This window comes from Serratia grimesii NBRC 13537, assembly GCF_001590905.1.
In the GTDB taxonomy this organism is placed as follows: domain Bacteria; phylum Pseudomonadota; class Gammaproteobacteria; order Enterobacterales; family Enterobacteriaceae; genus Serratia; species Serratia grimesii.
In genome coordinates this window covers 1-16064 of the sequence record NZ_BCTT01000013.1, presented here as the reverse complement: position 1 = coordinate 16064, position 16064 = coordinate 1, and the positions used below count along the sequence as shown (strand labels likewise).

Annotated in this window: 12 protein-coding genes and 2 tRNA genes; 8 read left to right on the top strand and 6 right to left on the bottom strand. The window is 55.6% G+C overall.

From position 1 onward, the window contains the following. Positions 1-21: 21 nt before the first annotated feature. Genes fes through SGR01S_RS17095 form a run of 3 tightly spaced genes read left to right on the top strand, consistent with a single transcriptional unit; the run spans position 22 to position 5538 of the window. Entirely contained in the window at positions 22-1392 is a 1371-nt protein-coding gene (gene fes, locus SGR01S_RS17105) for an enterochelin esterase (RefSeq protein WP_073963473.1), read from the top strand. Beyond that, a complete protein-coding gene (locus tag SGR01S_RS17100) occupies positions 1367-1573 on the top strand; it encodes an MbtH family protein (RefSeq protein WP_037423971.1) in 207 nt (68 codons plus the stop codon). The genes fes and SGR01S_RS17100 overlap by 26 nt, the downstream gene beginning before the upstream one ends. Positions 1574-1605: 32 nt before the next feature. Further along, positions 1606-5538: an enterobactin synthase subunit F gene (locus SGR01S_RS17095; protein ID WP_061808092.1), complete on the top strand. Its 3933-nt coding sequence runs from the start codon at positions 1606-1608 to the stop codon at positions 5536-5538. Between the two features lie 65 nt (positions 5539-5603). On the opposite strand, the gene SGR01S_RS17090 is transcribed toward SGR01S_RS17095, so the two are convergent. The 3 genes from SGR01S_RS17090 to fepD are packed head-to-tail and all read right to left on the bottom strand — an operon-like array spanning position 5604 to position 8511. Beyond that, the gene (locus tag SGR01S_RS17090) at positions 5604-6416 is read right to left on the bottom strand and encodes an ATP-binding cassette domain-containing protein (protein WP_061808091.1); all 813 of its coding nucleotides are present in this window, start codon (positions 6414-6416) and stop codon (positions 5604-5606) included. Next, positions 6413-7438: an iron-enterobactin ABC transporter permease gene (fepG, locus tag SGR01S_RS17085; protein WP_061808090.1), complete on the bottom strand. Its 1026-nt coding sequence runs from the start codon at positions 7436-7438 to the stop codon at positions 6413-6415. Before fepG ends, SGR01S_RS17090 begins: the two co-directional genes overlap by 4 nt. Beyond that, positions 7438-8511, bottom strand: a complete 1074-nt coding sequence (fepD, locus tag SGR01S_RS17080; RefSeq protein ID WP_061808089.1) for a Fe(3+)-siderophore ABC transporter permease — start codon at positions 8509-8511, stop codon at positions 7438-7440. Before fepD ends, fepG begins: the two co-directional genes overlap by 1 nt. Before the next feature lie 134 nt (positions 8512-8645). Between fepD and entS the strand changes: the two genes are divergently transcribed. After that, positions 8646-9914: an enterobactin transporter EntS gene (entS, locus tag SGR01S_RS17075; protein ID WP_061808088.1), complete on the top strand. Its 1269-nt coding sequence runs from the start codon at positions 8646-8648 to the stop codon at positions 9912-9914. On the opposite strand, the gene fepB is transcribed toward entS, so the two are convergent. Continuing rightward, complete coding sequence (fepB, locus tag SGR01S_RS17070) at positions 9901-10860, bottom strand: Fe2+-enterobactin ABC transporter substrate-binding protein (protein WP_061808087.1); 960 nt, start codon at positions 10858-10860, stop codon at positions 9901-9903. The two genes, entS and fepB, sit on opposite strands and share 14 nt — an antisense overlap. 198 nt (positions 10861-11058) lie before the next feature. Here fepB and SGR01S_RS17065 point away from each other — a divergent pair, with 198 nt between their 5' ends. The 4 genes from SGR01S_RS17065 to dhbA are packed head-to-tail and all read left to right on the top strand — an operon-like array spanning position 11059 to position 15520. After that, complete coding sequence (locus tag SGR01S_RS17065; protein WP_037423749.1) at positions 11059-12267, top strand: isochorismate synthase; 1209 nt, start codon at positions 11059-11061, stop codon at positions 12265-12267. A gap of 8 nt (positions 12268-12275) precedes the next feature. Next, on the top strand, positions 12276-13904 hold the full coding sequence (locus tag SGR01S_RS17060; RefSeq protein WP_037423746.1) for a (2,3-dihydroxybenzoyl)adenylate synthase: 1629 nt from the start codon (positions 12276-12278) through the stop codon (positions 13902-13904). Positions 13905-13907: 3 nt separating this feature from the next. Next, a complete protein-coding gene (locus SGR01S_RS17055; protein WP_037423743.1) occupies positions 13908-14762 on the top strand; it encodes an isochorismatase in 855 nt (284 codons plus the stop codon). Then, positions 14762-15520 carry a 2,3-dihydro-2,3-dihydroxybenzoate dehydrogenase gene (gene dhbA, locus SGR01S_RS17050; RefSeq protein ID WP_061808086.1) on the top strand — a complete coding sequence of 253 codons (759 nt, stop codon included), beginning with the start codon at positions 14762-14764 and terminating at the stop codon, positions 15518-15520. The genes SGR01S_RS17055 and dhbA overlap by 1 nt, the downstream gene beginning before the upstream one ends. 338 nt (positions 15521-15858) lie before the next feature. Here the strand turns inward: dhbA and SGR01S_RS17045 are convergent. Together SGR01S_RS17045 and SGR01S_RS17040 are read right to left on the bottom strand one after the other, a co-directional pair. Then, a tRNA-Lys gene (locus tag SGR01S_RS17045) sits at positions 15859-15934 on the bottom strand. Between the two features lie 7 nt (positions 15935-15941). Then, positions 15942-16017, bottom strand: a tRNA-Val gene (locus tag SGR01S_RS17040). Positions 16018-16064 lie beyond the last annotated feature (47 nt).

The following is a 16064-nucleotide window of genomic DNA, read 5'->3' as shown; positions in this document are numbered from 1 at the left end:
GCTAAATAGTGAATAGGCGTTTTGAAAACAAAATCCGAGTCAGAAAGCAGCAGATTATTATCGAGCAAGCACGCCGGGCGCCATGGATGGTGGCTGAATATTGCCAAACGCGGCACGCCGCTGGTGGAGCTGCAAGGGAATGGGCGAGGGAAGGTCACATTTTTATGGCGTGATCCTCAGGGATGTGAGCTCACTTCAGCCTATCAACGCGTCTGGATCCACATCAATTGCCTGACCGACCACCATCAATCATCGCCGCCACAGAGCTTGCAACGATTGGAAGGAACCGACGTTTGGTACTGGCAAACTGAACTCAGCGCCGACTGGCGTGGCAGCTACTGTTTTATCCCCTGCATGGATGATCGTCCTCTGGAACAGAGTGGTGACGATACGCATGCGAATATGCATTCGATTCGTCACTGGTGGCATCAGGTGTTTGCCGGCGCCACTCAAGACCTGCTTAATCCTCACCGTTCTTGGGCAGGTGTCAGTGGCAATGTGCTGTCAGGTTTGCATATGCCGGAAGCGCCGGCGCAACCCGCCTGGCAGGATTTTGATCGCTACGCGGTCGCCAGCGGACGTTGCACGCCAGCCCCTCCGGCGAGATTACAGCGCCACAGTTGGCACAGTGAACGGTTGGGGAATACCCGTAATGTGTGGGTGTATACCACGGGTGACAGTAACCCGGGGCAGCGTCCATTGGCGGTGTTACTGGATGGCCAGTTCTGGTCGAACAACATGCCCGTCTGGGATCCGCTGATGCAGTTAACCCGCGAGGGCAAACTGCCGGAAGCGGTTTATTTGCTGATCGACATCATCGACCTCAAGCACCGTACGCAGGAATTAGCCTGTAATGAAGATTTCTGGCTAGCGGTGCAAGAAGAATTGCTGCCGCAGGTTGCCGAATGGGCGCCGCACAGCCGTGATCCTGCTCGCACCCTGGTGTGCGGTCAAAGTTTTGGTGGTTTGTCTTCACTGTATGCCGGGTTGCACTGGCCACAGTGCTTCGGTGGAGTGATCAGTCAGTCAGGCTCCTTCTGGTGGCCGCGACGTGACATGTACCAGCGCGAAGAGATACCGGCCGATGCGGGTTGGCTACTGCGTCAAGTCGAGCAGGGCGTTGGCAAGGGCTCATTGAAAGTATTTATGGAAGCCGGGGTGCACGAAAAAGTAGCACATCGTGTGAATGATCGAATGGCGGATTTGTTGCGCGATGCCGGTCACCGGGTGCAATACCGAACGGTTGCCGGCGGGCATGACTATCTCTGTTGGCGTGGCGGTTTGATCGATGGCCTACAGGCATTGTGGGCAGATCAGTATCCTGCGTCTTCGGCCAAGCTAACCTTTTCTGTCCAAGGAGTCCGCGATGGAAACTCTGAACCCGTTCGATGACGAGCAACAAATCTGCCTGATTGTGCAGAATGACGAACAACAATACAGCCTGTGGCCGGATTTTAGCGCAGTACCGGCGGGGTGGACGCCGGTATTCGGCCCGGCAGCACGATCACAGTGTGTGAACTGGCTGGAAAAGCATTGGCAGGATATGCGGCCCGCATCACTGCGTAAGGCGTGATGGCGCCAATACCGAAAACAGGAGTCAGTACCTTGTCAGACAGCACTTTATTATCGGCCGAACAGCAACTTGCCACTGAGCTGCCGTTGGTCGCTGCGCAACCCGGAATTTGGGTTGCCGATCAAATTTCACCGCACGCGAATGCTTATGCGGTCTCCCACTACATTGAACTGAATGGCGCGTTGGATCAGGATCGTTTGATGCAGGCGATTGCGCAGGGCCTATCCGAAGTGGATACCTTGCAGTTCCGCTTTGAAGAGCGTGATGGGGTACCGGTGCAGTGGCTTGACCCGCAACTCGCGATCCTGCCGGTTGAGTTGATTGATTTGCGTGATTCCCCCGATGCTGCTGCGGCGGCACGTGCTGTCATGCAATTGGATATGTCCGGCGATTTGCGTATCGGCAGCGGCAATGCGCTGTATCGGCATATCTTGATCCGCCTGTCGGAGCGACGCTGGTTCTGGTATCAGCGTTATCACCATATTCTGGTTGATGGCTTTAGTTTCACAGCTATTGCCCGCAGAATTGCCCATATTTACACCCGAATATTACGTAATGAACTGCCGGATCCGACGCCGTTCACCGCATTCAGTGAGGTGGTCGAGGAGTATCAGCGTTATGCACAGTCGACCACGTGCCAACGCGACGCCGCGTTTTGGCTGAATAAGGCCCAACAGTTGCCGACACCGGCTACCCTTTGCCCTCAGCCATTGGCTGGGCAGACGCCGACCACCCGTATCCATCGGTTATCGCAACTGTGTGACCAGCAGGATTTTAACCGACTGGTCAATGCCGGTCAGCAGCAATTCAGCGTGGCAGATATGGCGTTGGCACTGGTGGCATTATGGGTGTCCCGCTTGAGTGGTCACGCCAGTTTCAGCGCAGGTTTTATCTTTATGCGCCGTACCGGTTCGGCCGCGTTGTGTGCTAATGGGCCGGTGATTAACGTTTTGCCGATCGAAATGCACCTCGATCCGCAGGCGACCTTGAGCGACGTTGCCGGCAATATTGGTCGCGAGCTGAAAATCGTCCGTCGCCATCAGCGCTATGAAGCGGAACAGGTACAACGTGATCTGGGGCGGATTGGCGATGCTCAGCCGCTGTATGGCACGGTGTTCAACTTTAAAATGTTCGACTTCCAGTTGGACTTCGGCGGTATTGAAGGTATTACCCATGAATTGGCTTCAGGGCCGGTCCGGGATCTGGAAATCGCACTGTACCTGGATGAATCCGGTACGCTGAAGGTTGATCTGCTGGCCAATGCTGAGCGCTATCAGCGTGATGAGTTGGCTGCACATTTACAGCGTTTGCCGCTATTGTTGCGTCAGTTTGCCGCTCAGCCGCAGATGCCGATCAGCGAAGCTGATTTGCTTACCGAGCAAGATCATAAACTGCTGACCAGAGTTAACGACACTGCGCATCCGGTGGCGCCGCAAACGCTGACGGGCCTACTAGCAGAGCAAGCGCAGAAAACCCCGAATGCCCCGGCACTGGCTGATGCGCAATATCAATTCAGCTACCGGGAGACACGTGAGCAGGTGATGGCGTTGGCGCGCCAATTGACAGCGCAGGGCGTACAGCCTGGTGATATCGTCGCCGTCGCGTTGCCGCGTTCAGTTTTCCTGTCGTTGGCATTAATGGCCATTGTTGAGGCCGGAGCGGCTTATTTACCGCTGGACACCGGTTACCCTGACGAACGCCTCAGCATGATGCTGGAGGATGCGGCACCTCGCCTGATTATCACCGAGCCTGGTCAGCAAGCACGCTTTGCCGGAAAGGGCGATATTTTCCTGTATGACGCACCGCTGACGGCAGACGTCGTGCTCCACGGGCCAACGCCGCATCATCCGGCCTACATTATTTTTACCTCTGGTTCGACTGGGCGGCCCAAAGGTGTGCTGGTTGGCCACCAGGCGATCGTCAACCGCTTGCTGTGGATGCAGCACCAGTATCCGATGGCGGCAGGCGATGTGGTGTTGCAGAAAACCCCTTGCAGCTTTGATGTCTCGGTGTGGGAGTTTTTCTGGCCGCTGATGGTGGGGGCGCAATTGGTTATGGCGCCGCCGGAAGCGCATCGTGATCCGGAACAACTGCTGCAATTGATTGACCGGTACAGAGTTACCACCATGCACTTTGTGCCTTCGATGCTGGCGGCCTTTGTGGGGGCGTTGGACAGCCGACAAGCAGTGGCCTGCTGCGCACCATTACGACAGGTATTCTGTAGTGGTGAAGCACTGCCTGCCGAGCTGTGTCGCTTGTGGCAAAGTCGCACAGGTGTGCCGTTGCACAATCTGTATGGTCCGACCGAAGCCGCTGTTGATGTCAGTTGGCATCCTGCCTGGGGCGAGGCCTTGGCCGCTGTCAAGGGGGCTAACGTGCCGATCGGTTTGCCAGTGTGGAATACCGGGTTGCGCATCCTCGACGCACGTCTGCGTCCGGTGCCGCCCGGTGTTGCTGGCGATTTGTATCTTACGGGCGTACAGCTGGCGCAGGGTTATTTGGGGCGGCCGGAACTGACGGCCAGCCGCTTTGTGGCAGATCCTGACGGCGACGGTGGTCGCATGTACCGCACGGGTGACGTTGCTCGTTGGCTGCCAGGAGGCGAGGTGGAATACCTTGGCCGTAGTGACGATCAGCTAAAAATTCGTGGTCAACGCATCGAATTGAGTGAAATCGATCATGCGCTGCTGTCGTTACCGGGTATCAAGCAGGCGGTTACGCATGCGCTGGTACTGAATAATACGCCAACAGATCCTGGCGGTGGAGATGCCCGCCAACTGGTGGGGTATCTGGTGGCGCAGCCTGGCGTGCGTCTTGATCTGGACGCGTTGCGTGCTGCGCTGGTCGATCGTCTGCCGCCACATATGGTGCCAGTAGCGTTAGTTGAGATGGAGTCTCTACCGCTGAGCGCCAATGGCAAGCTGGATCGTAAAGCATTACCGCAACCACAAAGCGGTGTCAGAGCCGCAGGGCGTGAACCTGAAGCGGGGCTGGAAACGGCAATCGCCGCCGTGTTCGCCCGTTTGCTACAGCGTGAAACTGTATTTGCCGACGATGATTTCTTTGCGCTTGGCGGGCACTCGTTGTTGGCGATGCGTCTGGCGGCGGAACTGCGTCGTGATCTGGGCAAGGCGGTGTCTGTCGGGCAGGTGATGGTTGCTTCCCGTGTAGAACAATTGGCGCAACTGTTGGCGCAAGAGCGCACGCAGGAAGAAGCGGACCAGACGGGTTTTGACAGCATATTGCCACTGCGTACCACCGACGGTCCGACGTTGTTCTGTCTGCATCCTGCTTCTGGATTCTCCTGGCAGTTCAGTGTATTGCCGCGCTATATCGATCAGCATTGGTCGTTGGTGGGGATCCAATCGCCACGTCCTGATGGCCCGCTGGCGCTCAGTGAGCATATGGATCAGGTCTGCGACGCGCATCTGGAGAAGGTATTGCAGGTGCAGCCGAAGGGTCCCTATCACTTTATCGGTTATTCACTGGGTGGCACTTTGGCGCAGGGTATCGCAGCCAGATTGCAGGCACGGGGTGAAGAAGTGGCCTTCCTTGGGTTGCTGGATACTTACCCGCCGGAAACCCAGAACTGGGATGTGATGCTCGATGACAACGTGCTAAAAGAAGTTCAGCGCGAACGTCAGCAGTTCCTGGCAGTGTCTGAGGATGCGTTGGATACTGCATTGGGCGAAACCCGTGTGGCGATGTTTGATAATATCGAAGCCAACTATGCCGATTCAGTCCGCTTGCTTTCAGCGACCAATACGGCGAACTTCAAAGGGCAGGCGACGTTGTTTGTTGCGCGTCAGACCTTACAGGAAGGGATGGATGTGCAGCAGACCTGGTCGCAATACGTGGATGCCTTGCAGGTGCATGAACTGGATTGCGCGCACGTAGATATCGTTTCACCGGCGTCGTTCAAAGTGCTGGGGCCGTTGCTGAACCGCATACTACGCGCTTTGTAATACCCAGTGACGGGGAGGGGGCGAATACATTCGCCCCGATTAATAAGGGTCCAGCTACTGGGCCCTTACACTGTCTGTTGCTTACCCAGAGGTACCACCAACGGCGTGTGTGAAACCGGATCGTCAATGATCATGCAGCGCAGACCATACACTGCTTCGATCAGTTCTGGCGTCACAATATCCTTAGGTGCGCCTTCGGCAACAACTTTGCCGTCGCGCATGGCGATCAGATGTGTGGCATAACGACACGCATGGTTGAGATCGTGCAGCACCACCACCAATGTATGGCCGTTTTCACGGTTTAGTTGACGCATTAGCTCCAGCAGGTCTATCTGATGGGTAATGTCCAGCCAGGTGGTCGGTTCATCCAGCAGCAGCAGTGGTGTCTGCTGTGCTAATACCATAGCAATCCACACGCGTTGGCGTTGCCCGCCAGAGAGCGTATCGACCGGCTGTTCGGACAGCTCAAAAACGCCGGTAGAACGCATTGCTTGTTCTACTGCCTGTTGATCTTCCTCACGCCAGCGACTGAACAGACGCTGATGCGGATAGCGGCCACGGGCCACCAAATCAAACACAGTAATGTCGCCTGGCGCGGTTGAGCTTTGTGGCAGCAGCCCAAGCTGGCGTGCCACCTCTTTGGTTGCATATTCGCTGATGTGTTTGCCGTTTAGCCATACGGCACCTGCCTGGGGTTGGATCAGACGGCTGAGGGTACGTAACAAGGTAGATTTGCCACAGGCATTTGGCCCGATAATTACCGTCAGTTCACCGTGCGGTATTGAGACGGAAAGGTCGCTTGCGACGATTTTTTTGTCATAGCCGAGTGTCAGATGTTCAGCGCGCAATGGCGCGGTCTGTAAGGGGTCAGCATTCATTTTTTTCGTGACTCACGGATTAATAGCCAAATCAGGTAAATGCCACCCAGGCTGACGGTGAGTACACCGACCGGCAACTGATAAGGCATAAACAGGCGTTGTGCGGCGACATCAGCGAACAGCAGCAGCAGTGCGCCAGTCAGAGCCGTCAGCAGCAGTACGCTACGGTTAGCGCACAGGCGTCGGGCAATCTGTGGTGCCACCAATGCGATAAAGGAGATTGGTCCAGCCACAGCGGTTGCGGCGGCTGTCAGGATAACCCCGATCAGTAGTAGCAATACACGCGAACGTTCCACTGACACGCCGAGCGCACAGGCGGCGTCATCCCCCATTTCCAGCAGCCGCATGCGGCGAGCCAGGGTCAAGAGCAGCAGGCAACACAGTACAATTACGACTATTACGGGCAGGCTTTTCGCCCAGCTGACACCGTTAAGTGAACCGGCATTCCACAGTCCGGCAGACATCGCTGACTCCAACGATGCACTGATAAGGAGCCAGGTATTACCGGCAACCAGCAGGGCGCGCACCGCGATGCCGACGATAATCAAACGGAATGATTCGACACCATTGCGCCATGCCAGCAAATAAATCAACGCGGCGGTGAGTAAACCACCGGCCAACGCCCCAGTAGTGATGCCGAAGACACCACCATTAAACACCACAATTGCCACCAATACACCGCTGTAGGCGCCGGTGTTAAAGCCAATTACGTCAGGGCTGCCGAGCGGGTTGCGCAATATTGACTGGAAAATGGCACCGCTGAGGCCCAGTGCGGCCCCCAGCAACAGTGCCATCGTCACGCGTGGCAAGCGCCACTGGGTGACGATCACCGCCAGATTTGCCGGGCCTTCACCACGCAAGGCATCGATCACCTGCGAAGCACTTAGCGACAGTGCGCCAGAACCCAAGGCGTAAATGGCGAGCGCCAGAGCGGCCAGCATTAGCAACAGCGCGGTCAGTGTCGGACGCGACAAGGCTCGAATTTTATGGTTCGCCATTTGACGGGCTGCAGACATCGACATTAGCGCTGCCTCCTGAACATATGGCGTTGACGCACCAGAATGATCAGCAGCGGTGCACCAATCAGGGCGGTGACGATGGAGACACGTAATTCACCGGCAACCAGGAAGCGGCCGATGAGGTCGGCACTCAACAGCAGGATAGGGGTCAACACCAGTGTCCACGGCAGCATCCAGTGCAGTTCTGAACCGGCCAGCCGACGAGCAATATGTGGCATCATCAGGCCAACAAAGGCAATCGGGCCGACGGCGGCAGTGGCACCGCCGCACAGTAAGGTAATGGCCAGCAGGCCCAACAACTGGGTACGAACAATGCCGGTCCCCAGCGCAGTGGCTAATTCATTGCCCATGCTCAGGCTATTCAGCGACTTACTCATCCATAGCGTAATCAGCGTGCCCAGCAGGATCGGCAGGGCGACGGTGCGCACTACCTGCATATTTTGAATATCCAGCGAACCGGCCTGCCAAAAACGCAACTGATCGAACACCAGCGGGTTTAACAGGGAAATCCCGGAGGTCAGGCCCTCTAGCACCGCCGCCATGGCGACCCCGGCTAGCGTCAGGCGTACCGGGTTCAGGCTGCTGCCACCCAGAGCACCGATCAATGCGACCAGCAGCGCGGCAAACATTGCGCCAGCAAAGGCGAACCACAGATATTGACTGATGTTAGCGGCGCCAAAGAAAGTGATACCCAGCACTACGGCAAAACCCGCACCGGCGTTAACCCCAAGAATACCGGGATCGGCCAGCGGATTACGGGTGAGGGTTTGCATCAGTACTCCAGACAGACCCAGCGCGATGCCGGCCAACACGCCAACCAGCGTGCGTGGCAGCCGGGCGTTGGTAATGATGGTGCAGTCCGCGCCGCTGCATTGTCCGTTAAGCGCCTGGATAACTGTGTCAAAAGGGATAGATTTAGCGCCAAGCGACAGGCTGAGCAGCATGATAACCAGCAGTGCGAAAAGGGCAATCAGCAGGCCAAACAGCCTGCCACGGAATGAATGGGGAGTGTTCCCAAGATGACGCCCGCGTGGGGTGGGAACAGACTGTGTGCAATGGCGTGAAATCCGTAACATAACAATCCATTATTTAATTGAATATAAATGATATTTATTATCATTATTGATTGTTTTCATCTATGGTACCATGAGTCCCTTCGCTATTGCAGCACAGACGCTGCCCCTTTTCTTTAGTTGTGGTGAGAAAGCACATGAGTAAGCCCTCTATTTTGCTTGATTTTGGCCTGCTTAAGACCAATGGCGCCTTTCGTGCCGTATTCTGCGCGCGTTTTATTTCTATTCTCGCGTTGGGGTTGATGGCCATTGCGATCCCGGTTCAGATTCAAGCCTTGACCGGATCGACGCTGTTGGTCGGATTGTCCGTAACGCTGGCAGGCAGCGGCATGTTTGCCGGATTACTGATGGGCGGTGTACTGGCCGATCGCTACGAACGTCGCCGTTTGATTTTGTTTGCGCGTTCCACCTGCGGCATAGGTTTTATCGGCCTGTGTATGAATGCTGCGTTGCCCGCACCGTCATTAACACTGATTTATCTGCTGGCGGTCTGGGACGGTTTCTTTGGCGCGGTCGGCGTCACGGCACTGTTGGCGGCAACACCGGCGCTGGTAGGGCGTGAAAATATCGTACAGGCCGGGGCTATCAGCATGCTGACGGTGCGTTTTGGTTCGATCCTCTCCCCGGCGATCGGTGGCTTGGTGATCGCTAACGCCGGTGTGACGTGGAACTACGCTTTGGCGGCATTTGGTACCTTACTGACGCTGATCCCTTTACTGCGTCTTCCACAGCTGTTTCCACCACCACAGCCGCGTGAGCATCCGCTGCGTGCGCTCGCCGGCGGTTTTGGCTTTCTGTTCCGCAATCGGGTGATTGGTATGGTGGCGCTGATCGGTGCACTGCTGACCATGGCCAGTGCGGTGCGAGTATTGTATCCGGCCATGTCCGGTATGTGGCATGTCAGCGCGGCGCAGTTGGGCTTTATGTACTCTGCTGTGCCATTGGGGGCGGCGATTGGCGCCTTCACCAGTGGTCGGGTTGCCCACGTTGCGCGTCCGGGTTGGATGATGCTGATGACGGCGATTGGCGCTTTCGTTGCCATTGGTCTGTTTGGTCTCATGCCATGGTATGGTCTGGCGCTGTTTTTCCTGGTGGTTTTTGGTTACCTGAGCGCGCTGAACTCATTGTTGCAGTATGGGTTGATCCAGAACCTGACGCCTGATGCGTTCCTCGGGCGCATTAATGGCCTGTGGACGGCGCAGAACGTGGTGGGTGACGCACTTGGAGCGTTGCTGTTGGGGGCGATGGGTGCGTTTATGCTGCCAGCGATGACATCAACCAGCTTTGGTTTTGGTGTTGCGGTACTCGGCGTAGTGCTGGCGTTTGCGATGCGCGGTTTGCGTCAGGTGGGCAGTGGCGGGCAAGAAAACGATCTCCGGCCCGCCGCAGAATCTACTGAGAAATAAACTGTTTTTCCAACAGCGTCAGCAGGTTGCTGGCGCTGTAATAATCCAGTCGGAAAGTATCATTCCCCAGTGCGTAAACCCGCTTGTGTTGTACTGACGGCAGATGAGCCAGGAAAGGATTAGCCATCAGCCGTTGTGCATCACTGTCGTTGTTGGCAAATAACATCAGCGTCTGGCCGTTCAGACCTTCCGCCAGGTTCTCACCGCTCAGTTGAATAATGTCTTTGCGCATCCCCATGCTGCGGCTGTTGTTCAGCTTGGCTGGCGGGATGGCTAGCGTAAAACCAAGCTGTTTGAGCATTTGGCCTTGGGAAGATTCAGCCGTCCATAGATTGGCAGCCTTGCCATCGGCGCTGAATACCAATGCGGAGACGGGTTGTTCCGGTAGCTTCATGCGCTGTTTCAACGATTTCTCACGGGCATCGAAATCACTGACGATTTTTTGTGCCTGGGCTTCATGTCCAGTGACCTGGCCCAATTGAGTCGCCAACGCTTGCCAACTTTTGTCGTCGTAATTGACGACCAACACCGGGGCAATGGCGGAGAGTTGATCGTACAAACGCAGAGCGGAATCGGCACCGGTTGCCGAAATGATAATCAGATCGGGGGCTTCACCGGCGATGGCTTCTGCATTGGGTTCACCGATGTACAGGCGTTTAACGCCGCGTTGCGCCGCGATAGCGCTCCACTGATGGAAGAACCCTTGTGAGTCCGCCAGACGGCTGCCTGGCGTTGTGGCACCACTGGCGACTACCGGTGCGTCGATCGCCAGCAGGGTACCGGTGACGGTAACGCTGGTGGAAACGATACGGGCTGGAGGGGATGTGAGTGTTACCACGCCGTGTGACGTTTCAATTTTGCGTGGCCAGCCAGCGTCTGCGGCATGGGTTACACCGATAGCCATCATGCCAAATAGTGCCAGGCTGATGAGCAGGTTCTTCTTCATAAAGAATTCCTTAGAAGTTAAATAGTAATACTTATCATTTATATAATTAAAGCTGCTGGTTTTATATCATGATTATGATTGGAAGAACTGTTTACATTTATTGACATAGCATATTCACGAGGGTAATTTAACGCGATTCAATACAAATGATAATCATTATTATACGGGTTATTGTTAATGATACGAAAGGGAGAACCGATGAGTGTTACAGTAAAGGGTACCGGGCATAAGAAGCCACAAAGCAAGGATAGCGAACAGCCTGTCGCAGGTGTGTCGCCGACTTCCGGCTTTTTCTTTACCTCTCCTTTCCGTAGCCTGAGCACGCAAGGCTGCTTCGCCAAAATCACGCTGCCGGCCCTGGATGGCGACCAATTGAATGGCGAATTCCAGCAGGCGGTGCAGCATGCTTTTGCTGAGGCCAAACTGGCAGGAGTTAAGAACCCGGTTTTGTGCGGTGCGATCCCGTTTGACACTCATCAACCCTCTGCGCTGTTTATCCCTCAGCACACTCAATGGTTTGAACGCGATGCCTTTTTGGCCAGCGTGAAATCTCCACAGGACGCTTTGCCGGAAATTACCCGTCAAAGAGAGGTACCTGCTCAACAACCCTTCATGCAAATGGTGGCGGATGCGGTAGAAGCGACCAAAGGCGACCAGTTGGATAAAGTGGTCCTGTCGCGTTTGCTGGAGATTGAAACACGCGAGCCGGTGGACCGTCAGGCGTTGATGGCGCGTATCATCGCCCAGAACCCACATGGTTTCCACTTCCATGTACCGCTGGAACAGGGGGCATTGCTGGGTGCTAGCCCAGAACTGCTGTTACGTAAGTCCGGCGCTCAATTTTTCTCTAACCCGTTGGCCGGTTCCGCTCGACGCAATGCCGATCCACAGCGAGATCGCGAGATCAGTCAGCAGCTGTTGGTATCAGAAAAAGATCGCTATGAGCACCAGTTTGTCACCGAAGGGATGCGGCAGGTGCTGACCGAACGTTGCAGCTATCTGAATATCCCAACCACACCTGAGTTATTGAGCACCACCACGCTGTGGCACTTGTCGACACCGATTGACGGTGAGGCTGCCAGCCGTGCTGAAAATGCGCTCTCGCTGGCCTGCCTGCTGCACCCAACGCCCGCGCTGTGCGGTACGCCGACGGCATTGGCACACCAGGTGATTAAGCAACTGGAGCCCTTTGACCGCGGCCTGTTTGGCGGGATTGTCGGCTGGTGTGATGCCGAAGGTAACGGTGAGTGGGTGGTGACGATTCGTTGTGGCACGGTGCAAGGCAATCAGGTGCGGCTGTTTGCCGGTGCCGGCATAGTGCAGGACTCTTCGCCGGAATCTGAGTGGCATGAAACCGGCACCAAACTCAGTACCATTTCGCGGGCGTTTGGCCTGAACCAAGGATAGACATTCCCATGAGTATTGCTTTTACCCCCTGGCCTGATGATTTAGCCCGTCGTTATCGTGAACGCGGATATTGGACTGATCGGCCATTGACCGACATCATCACTCGTCAGGCTAAAAATGACGCCATCGCGTTGATCGACCCACAACGTAGCCTGAGCTATCGTCAGCTTAACCAGCTTTCCGACCGGTTGGCTGCAGCCCTTCAACGTCGGGGTATGCAAAGCGGTGATACTGCGTTGGTGCAACTGGGTAACGTGGTCGAGTTCTATGTAACGTTCTTTGCGTTGCTGAAAATGGGTGTTGTGCCAGTGAACGCACTCTTCAGTCATCAACGCAATGAGCTGAACGCTTATGCCACACAAATCAAACCGGCATTACTGATTGCCGACCGTCAACATGGTCTGTTTGGTAACGACGAATTCCTGACGGCGTTCCGTGCCGAGCATCCTTCATTGCGTGTGGTGGGGTTACGTAGCCAGGATGACGGTGAACAGTCACTGTCGGCTTGGTTGGCAGAGGACAGCGCAGATTTTGTTGTTGCACCAACTCCGGCAGACCAGGTGGCATTTTTCCAGTTGTCTGGTGGCAGCACCGGTACGCCAAAGCTTATCCCTCGCACCCACAATGATTACTACTACAGCATTCGCCGCAGTGTGGAGATCTGTCATTTCGACGTTGATACCCGCTATTTGTGCGCGTTACCGGTTGCGCATAACTACCCGATGAGCTCCCCGGGTGTCCTGGGTGTTTTCTATGGTGCCGGATTGGTCGTGTTCGCCAGCGATCCCGATGCCGGGCAGTGCTTCCGACTAATCGATCAGCATCAGATTAATGTGACTGCGCTCGTACCACCGGCGGTGACGCTGTGGCTGCAGGCTATTGAAGAGTGGGGCGGTTGCCAACAACTGGCCAGCCTTAAGCTGCTACAGGTGGGCGGCGCCAAGTTGGGTGAAACGCTGGCGGCACGCATTCCCGCGGAAATCGGCTGCCAGTTACAGCAGGTGTTCGGTATGGCGGAAGGCTTGGTGAACTACACCCGGTTGGATGATGACGATCAGCATATTTTGACGACCCAAGGCTGCCCGATGTCTCCGGATGACGAGTTGTGGGTGGCTGATGATGATGGCAACCCACTGCCGGTAGGGGAAACCGGGCGTCTCATGACCCGTGGGCCTTATACCTTCCGCGGTTATTACCAAAGCCCGGAACATAACGCGGCGGCTTTTGATAACGACGGTTTCTACTGTTCTGGCGATCTGATCAGCCTGACCGAAGACGGTTATGTGAAGGTTGAGGGGCGACAGAAAGATCAGATCAACCGCGGTGGGGAAAAGATCGCCGCCGAGGAGATCGAAAATCTGCTGTTACGCCATCCGGAAGTGATCAATGCGGCGCTGGTGTCGATGCCGGATGAGCTGATGGGCGAAAAAAGCTGCGCCTATATTATCGCCACAACTGCACTGAAACCGGTCGTGCTGCGTCGCCATTTACGCGCCGAGGGTGTGGCCGATTTCAAGTTACCCGACCGCTTTATACAGGTTGATACGCTGCCGCTCACCCCGGTTGGCAAAGTGGATAAAAAACTGTTGCGCCAACGCCTAGAGGCGCAACAACTGACTCTGGTCCAGGGAGAATAAGTCATGGCCATTCCAAAACTTAATGATTACGCGTTGCCGACTCAGGCTGAGCTGCCAACCAACAAAGTGACCTGGACGGTAGAACCGCAGCGCGCTGCACTGCTGATCCACGACATGCAGCAGTATTTTCTGAATTTCTGGGGTGAAGACAGCCCGTTGATCAAACAGGTGGTGGAGAACATTGCCAACCTGCGCCGTTACTGCAAGTCACAGGGTATCCCGGTGTTTTACACCGCGCAGCCGAACCAGCAGAGCGATGAAGATCGCGCCTTGCTAAATGACATGTGGGGGCCGGGTTTGAATAAACATCCGGAACAGCAAGCCGTAGTTGCTGCTTTGGCTCCGGAAGACGACGATACCGTGTTGGTGAAGTGGCGCTACAGTGCTTTCCACCGCTCCCCCTTGCAGGAAATTTTGCAGGAGTCAGGACGCGATCAATTGATTATCTGCGGCGTGTACGCGCATATCGGCTGCATGACCACGGCGATTGATGCCTTCATGCGTAATATTCAGCCGTTTATGGTGGCTGACGGCCTGGCCGACTTCTCCCGTGAAGAGCACCTGATGGCCCTGCGTTATACCGCAGGTCGTTGTGGTCGTGTGGTAACGACCGCGGAACTGCTGCCAGGCATCGCCAGTAAGGCAGCACTGCGTCAGCAAATCATGCCTTTCCTCGACGAAGACAGTGAAGATATGGGTGACGATGAAAACCTGATCGACTACGGTTTGGATTCGGTGCGCATCATGGAGCTGGCAGCGCGCTGGCGTAAAATCCGTGGTGATATTGATTTTATCGCCTTGGCCAAGAACCCGAGTATTGATGGTTGGTGGGCTCTGTTGTCAGAGGGGAAAGCCTGATGGGGCAACAGGGCGATTTCGCGGGTAAGCGTGTCTGGGTTACTGGCGCGGGAGCCGGGATTGGGTTAGAAACGGCATTAGCTTTTATGCGGGCCGGTGCCGAGGTGATTGGATTCGATAAGCACTTTGGCGAGGCGGAATATGCCTTCCGTACTGAAGTACTGGATATCGCCGACCCTGACGCAGTAGACCTTGTGTGTAGACGTTTGCTGGCTGAGCAAGGTGAATTGGACGTCCTGGTGAATGGGGCGGGTATTCTGCGTATGGGGATGACGGATGAAACCAGCACTGCAGATTGGCTGGCCTGTCTGGCCGTCAATGCGGGTGGCGCATTCAATATGTTCCGCCATGCTTTGCCCGTTTTCCGCCGCCAACGGCGTGGTGCTATCGTCAGTGTGGCGTCTAATGCAGCCCATGTACCGCGTGTCGGTATGGCGGCCTATTGTGCCTCCAAGGCGGCATTGCGTAGCCTGTGTCAAACCGTAGGATTGGAAATGGCCCCTTATGGCGTCCGTAGCAACCTGGTATCTCCAGGTTCAACCAATACGCCAATGCAGCGTGGTATGTGGCAGGACGAAACGGGTGAGCAGAACACCATCAATGGTTTCCCGGAGCAATTCAAACTGGGTATTCCGTTGGGGAAAATTGCTCAGCCGCAGGAAATCGCCGATGCCATTTTGTTCCTGGCTTCCGATCGCGCCAGCCATATCACCATGCAGGATATTGTGATTGATGGCGGGGCGACGCTGGCGGCCTGATTATCAGGTTTTACCTTCGCTATAGCCTATAGGCGCTGCTTGCAGCGCCTTTATTTTGTAGTGAAATAGTTGTCTTTAAACCCGAGATACCCGGCCTAGCGCACCGAGGGGCCATTATGGGACACGTCCATGTGTCCCACCCTACGGGCCGACTGGAAGTCGTTCCAATTTGCTCCCGGCAAATTGGTCGGCGGGCAAGCCGCTACGACCCCTTCGGCACGCTCTCCCTAATAACGAGCATGGTTAGTTGTATGAAGATACTGGGAGGGTGGTAAAGGTTTTGAGGGGTTCTGAACGACAGATGCGAAAAAAGCGCCAAAAGGCGCTTTTTTCTGTATTGGTGGGTCGTGCGGGATTCGAACCTGCGACCAATTGATTAAAAGTCAACTGCTCTACCAACTGAGCTAACGACCCGCAGAAGTGGTGGGTGATGACGGGCTCGAACCGCCGACCCCCTCCGTGTAAAGGAGATGCTCTACCAACTGAGCTAATCACCCACTTCAGAACTTCCGGGTACTGCTAAACAAGAGAATGAGTGGTGGGT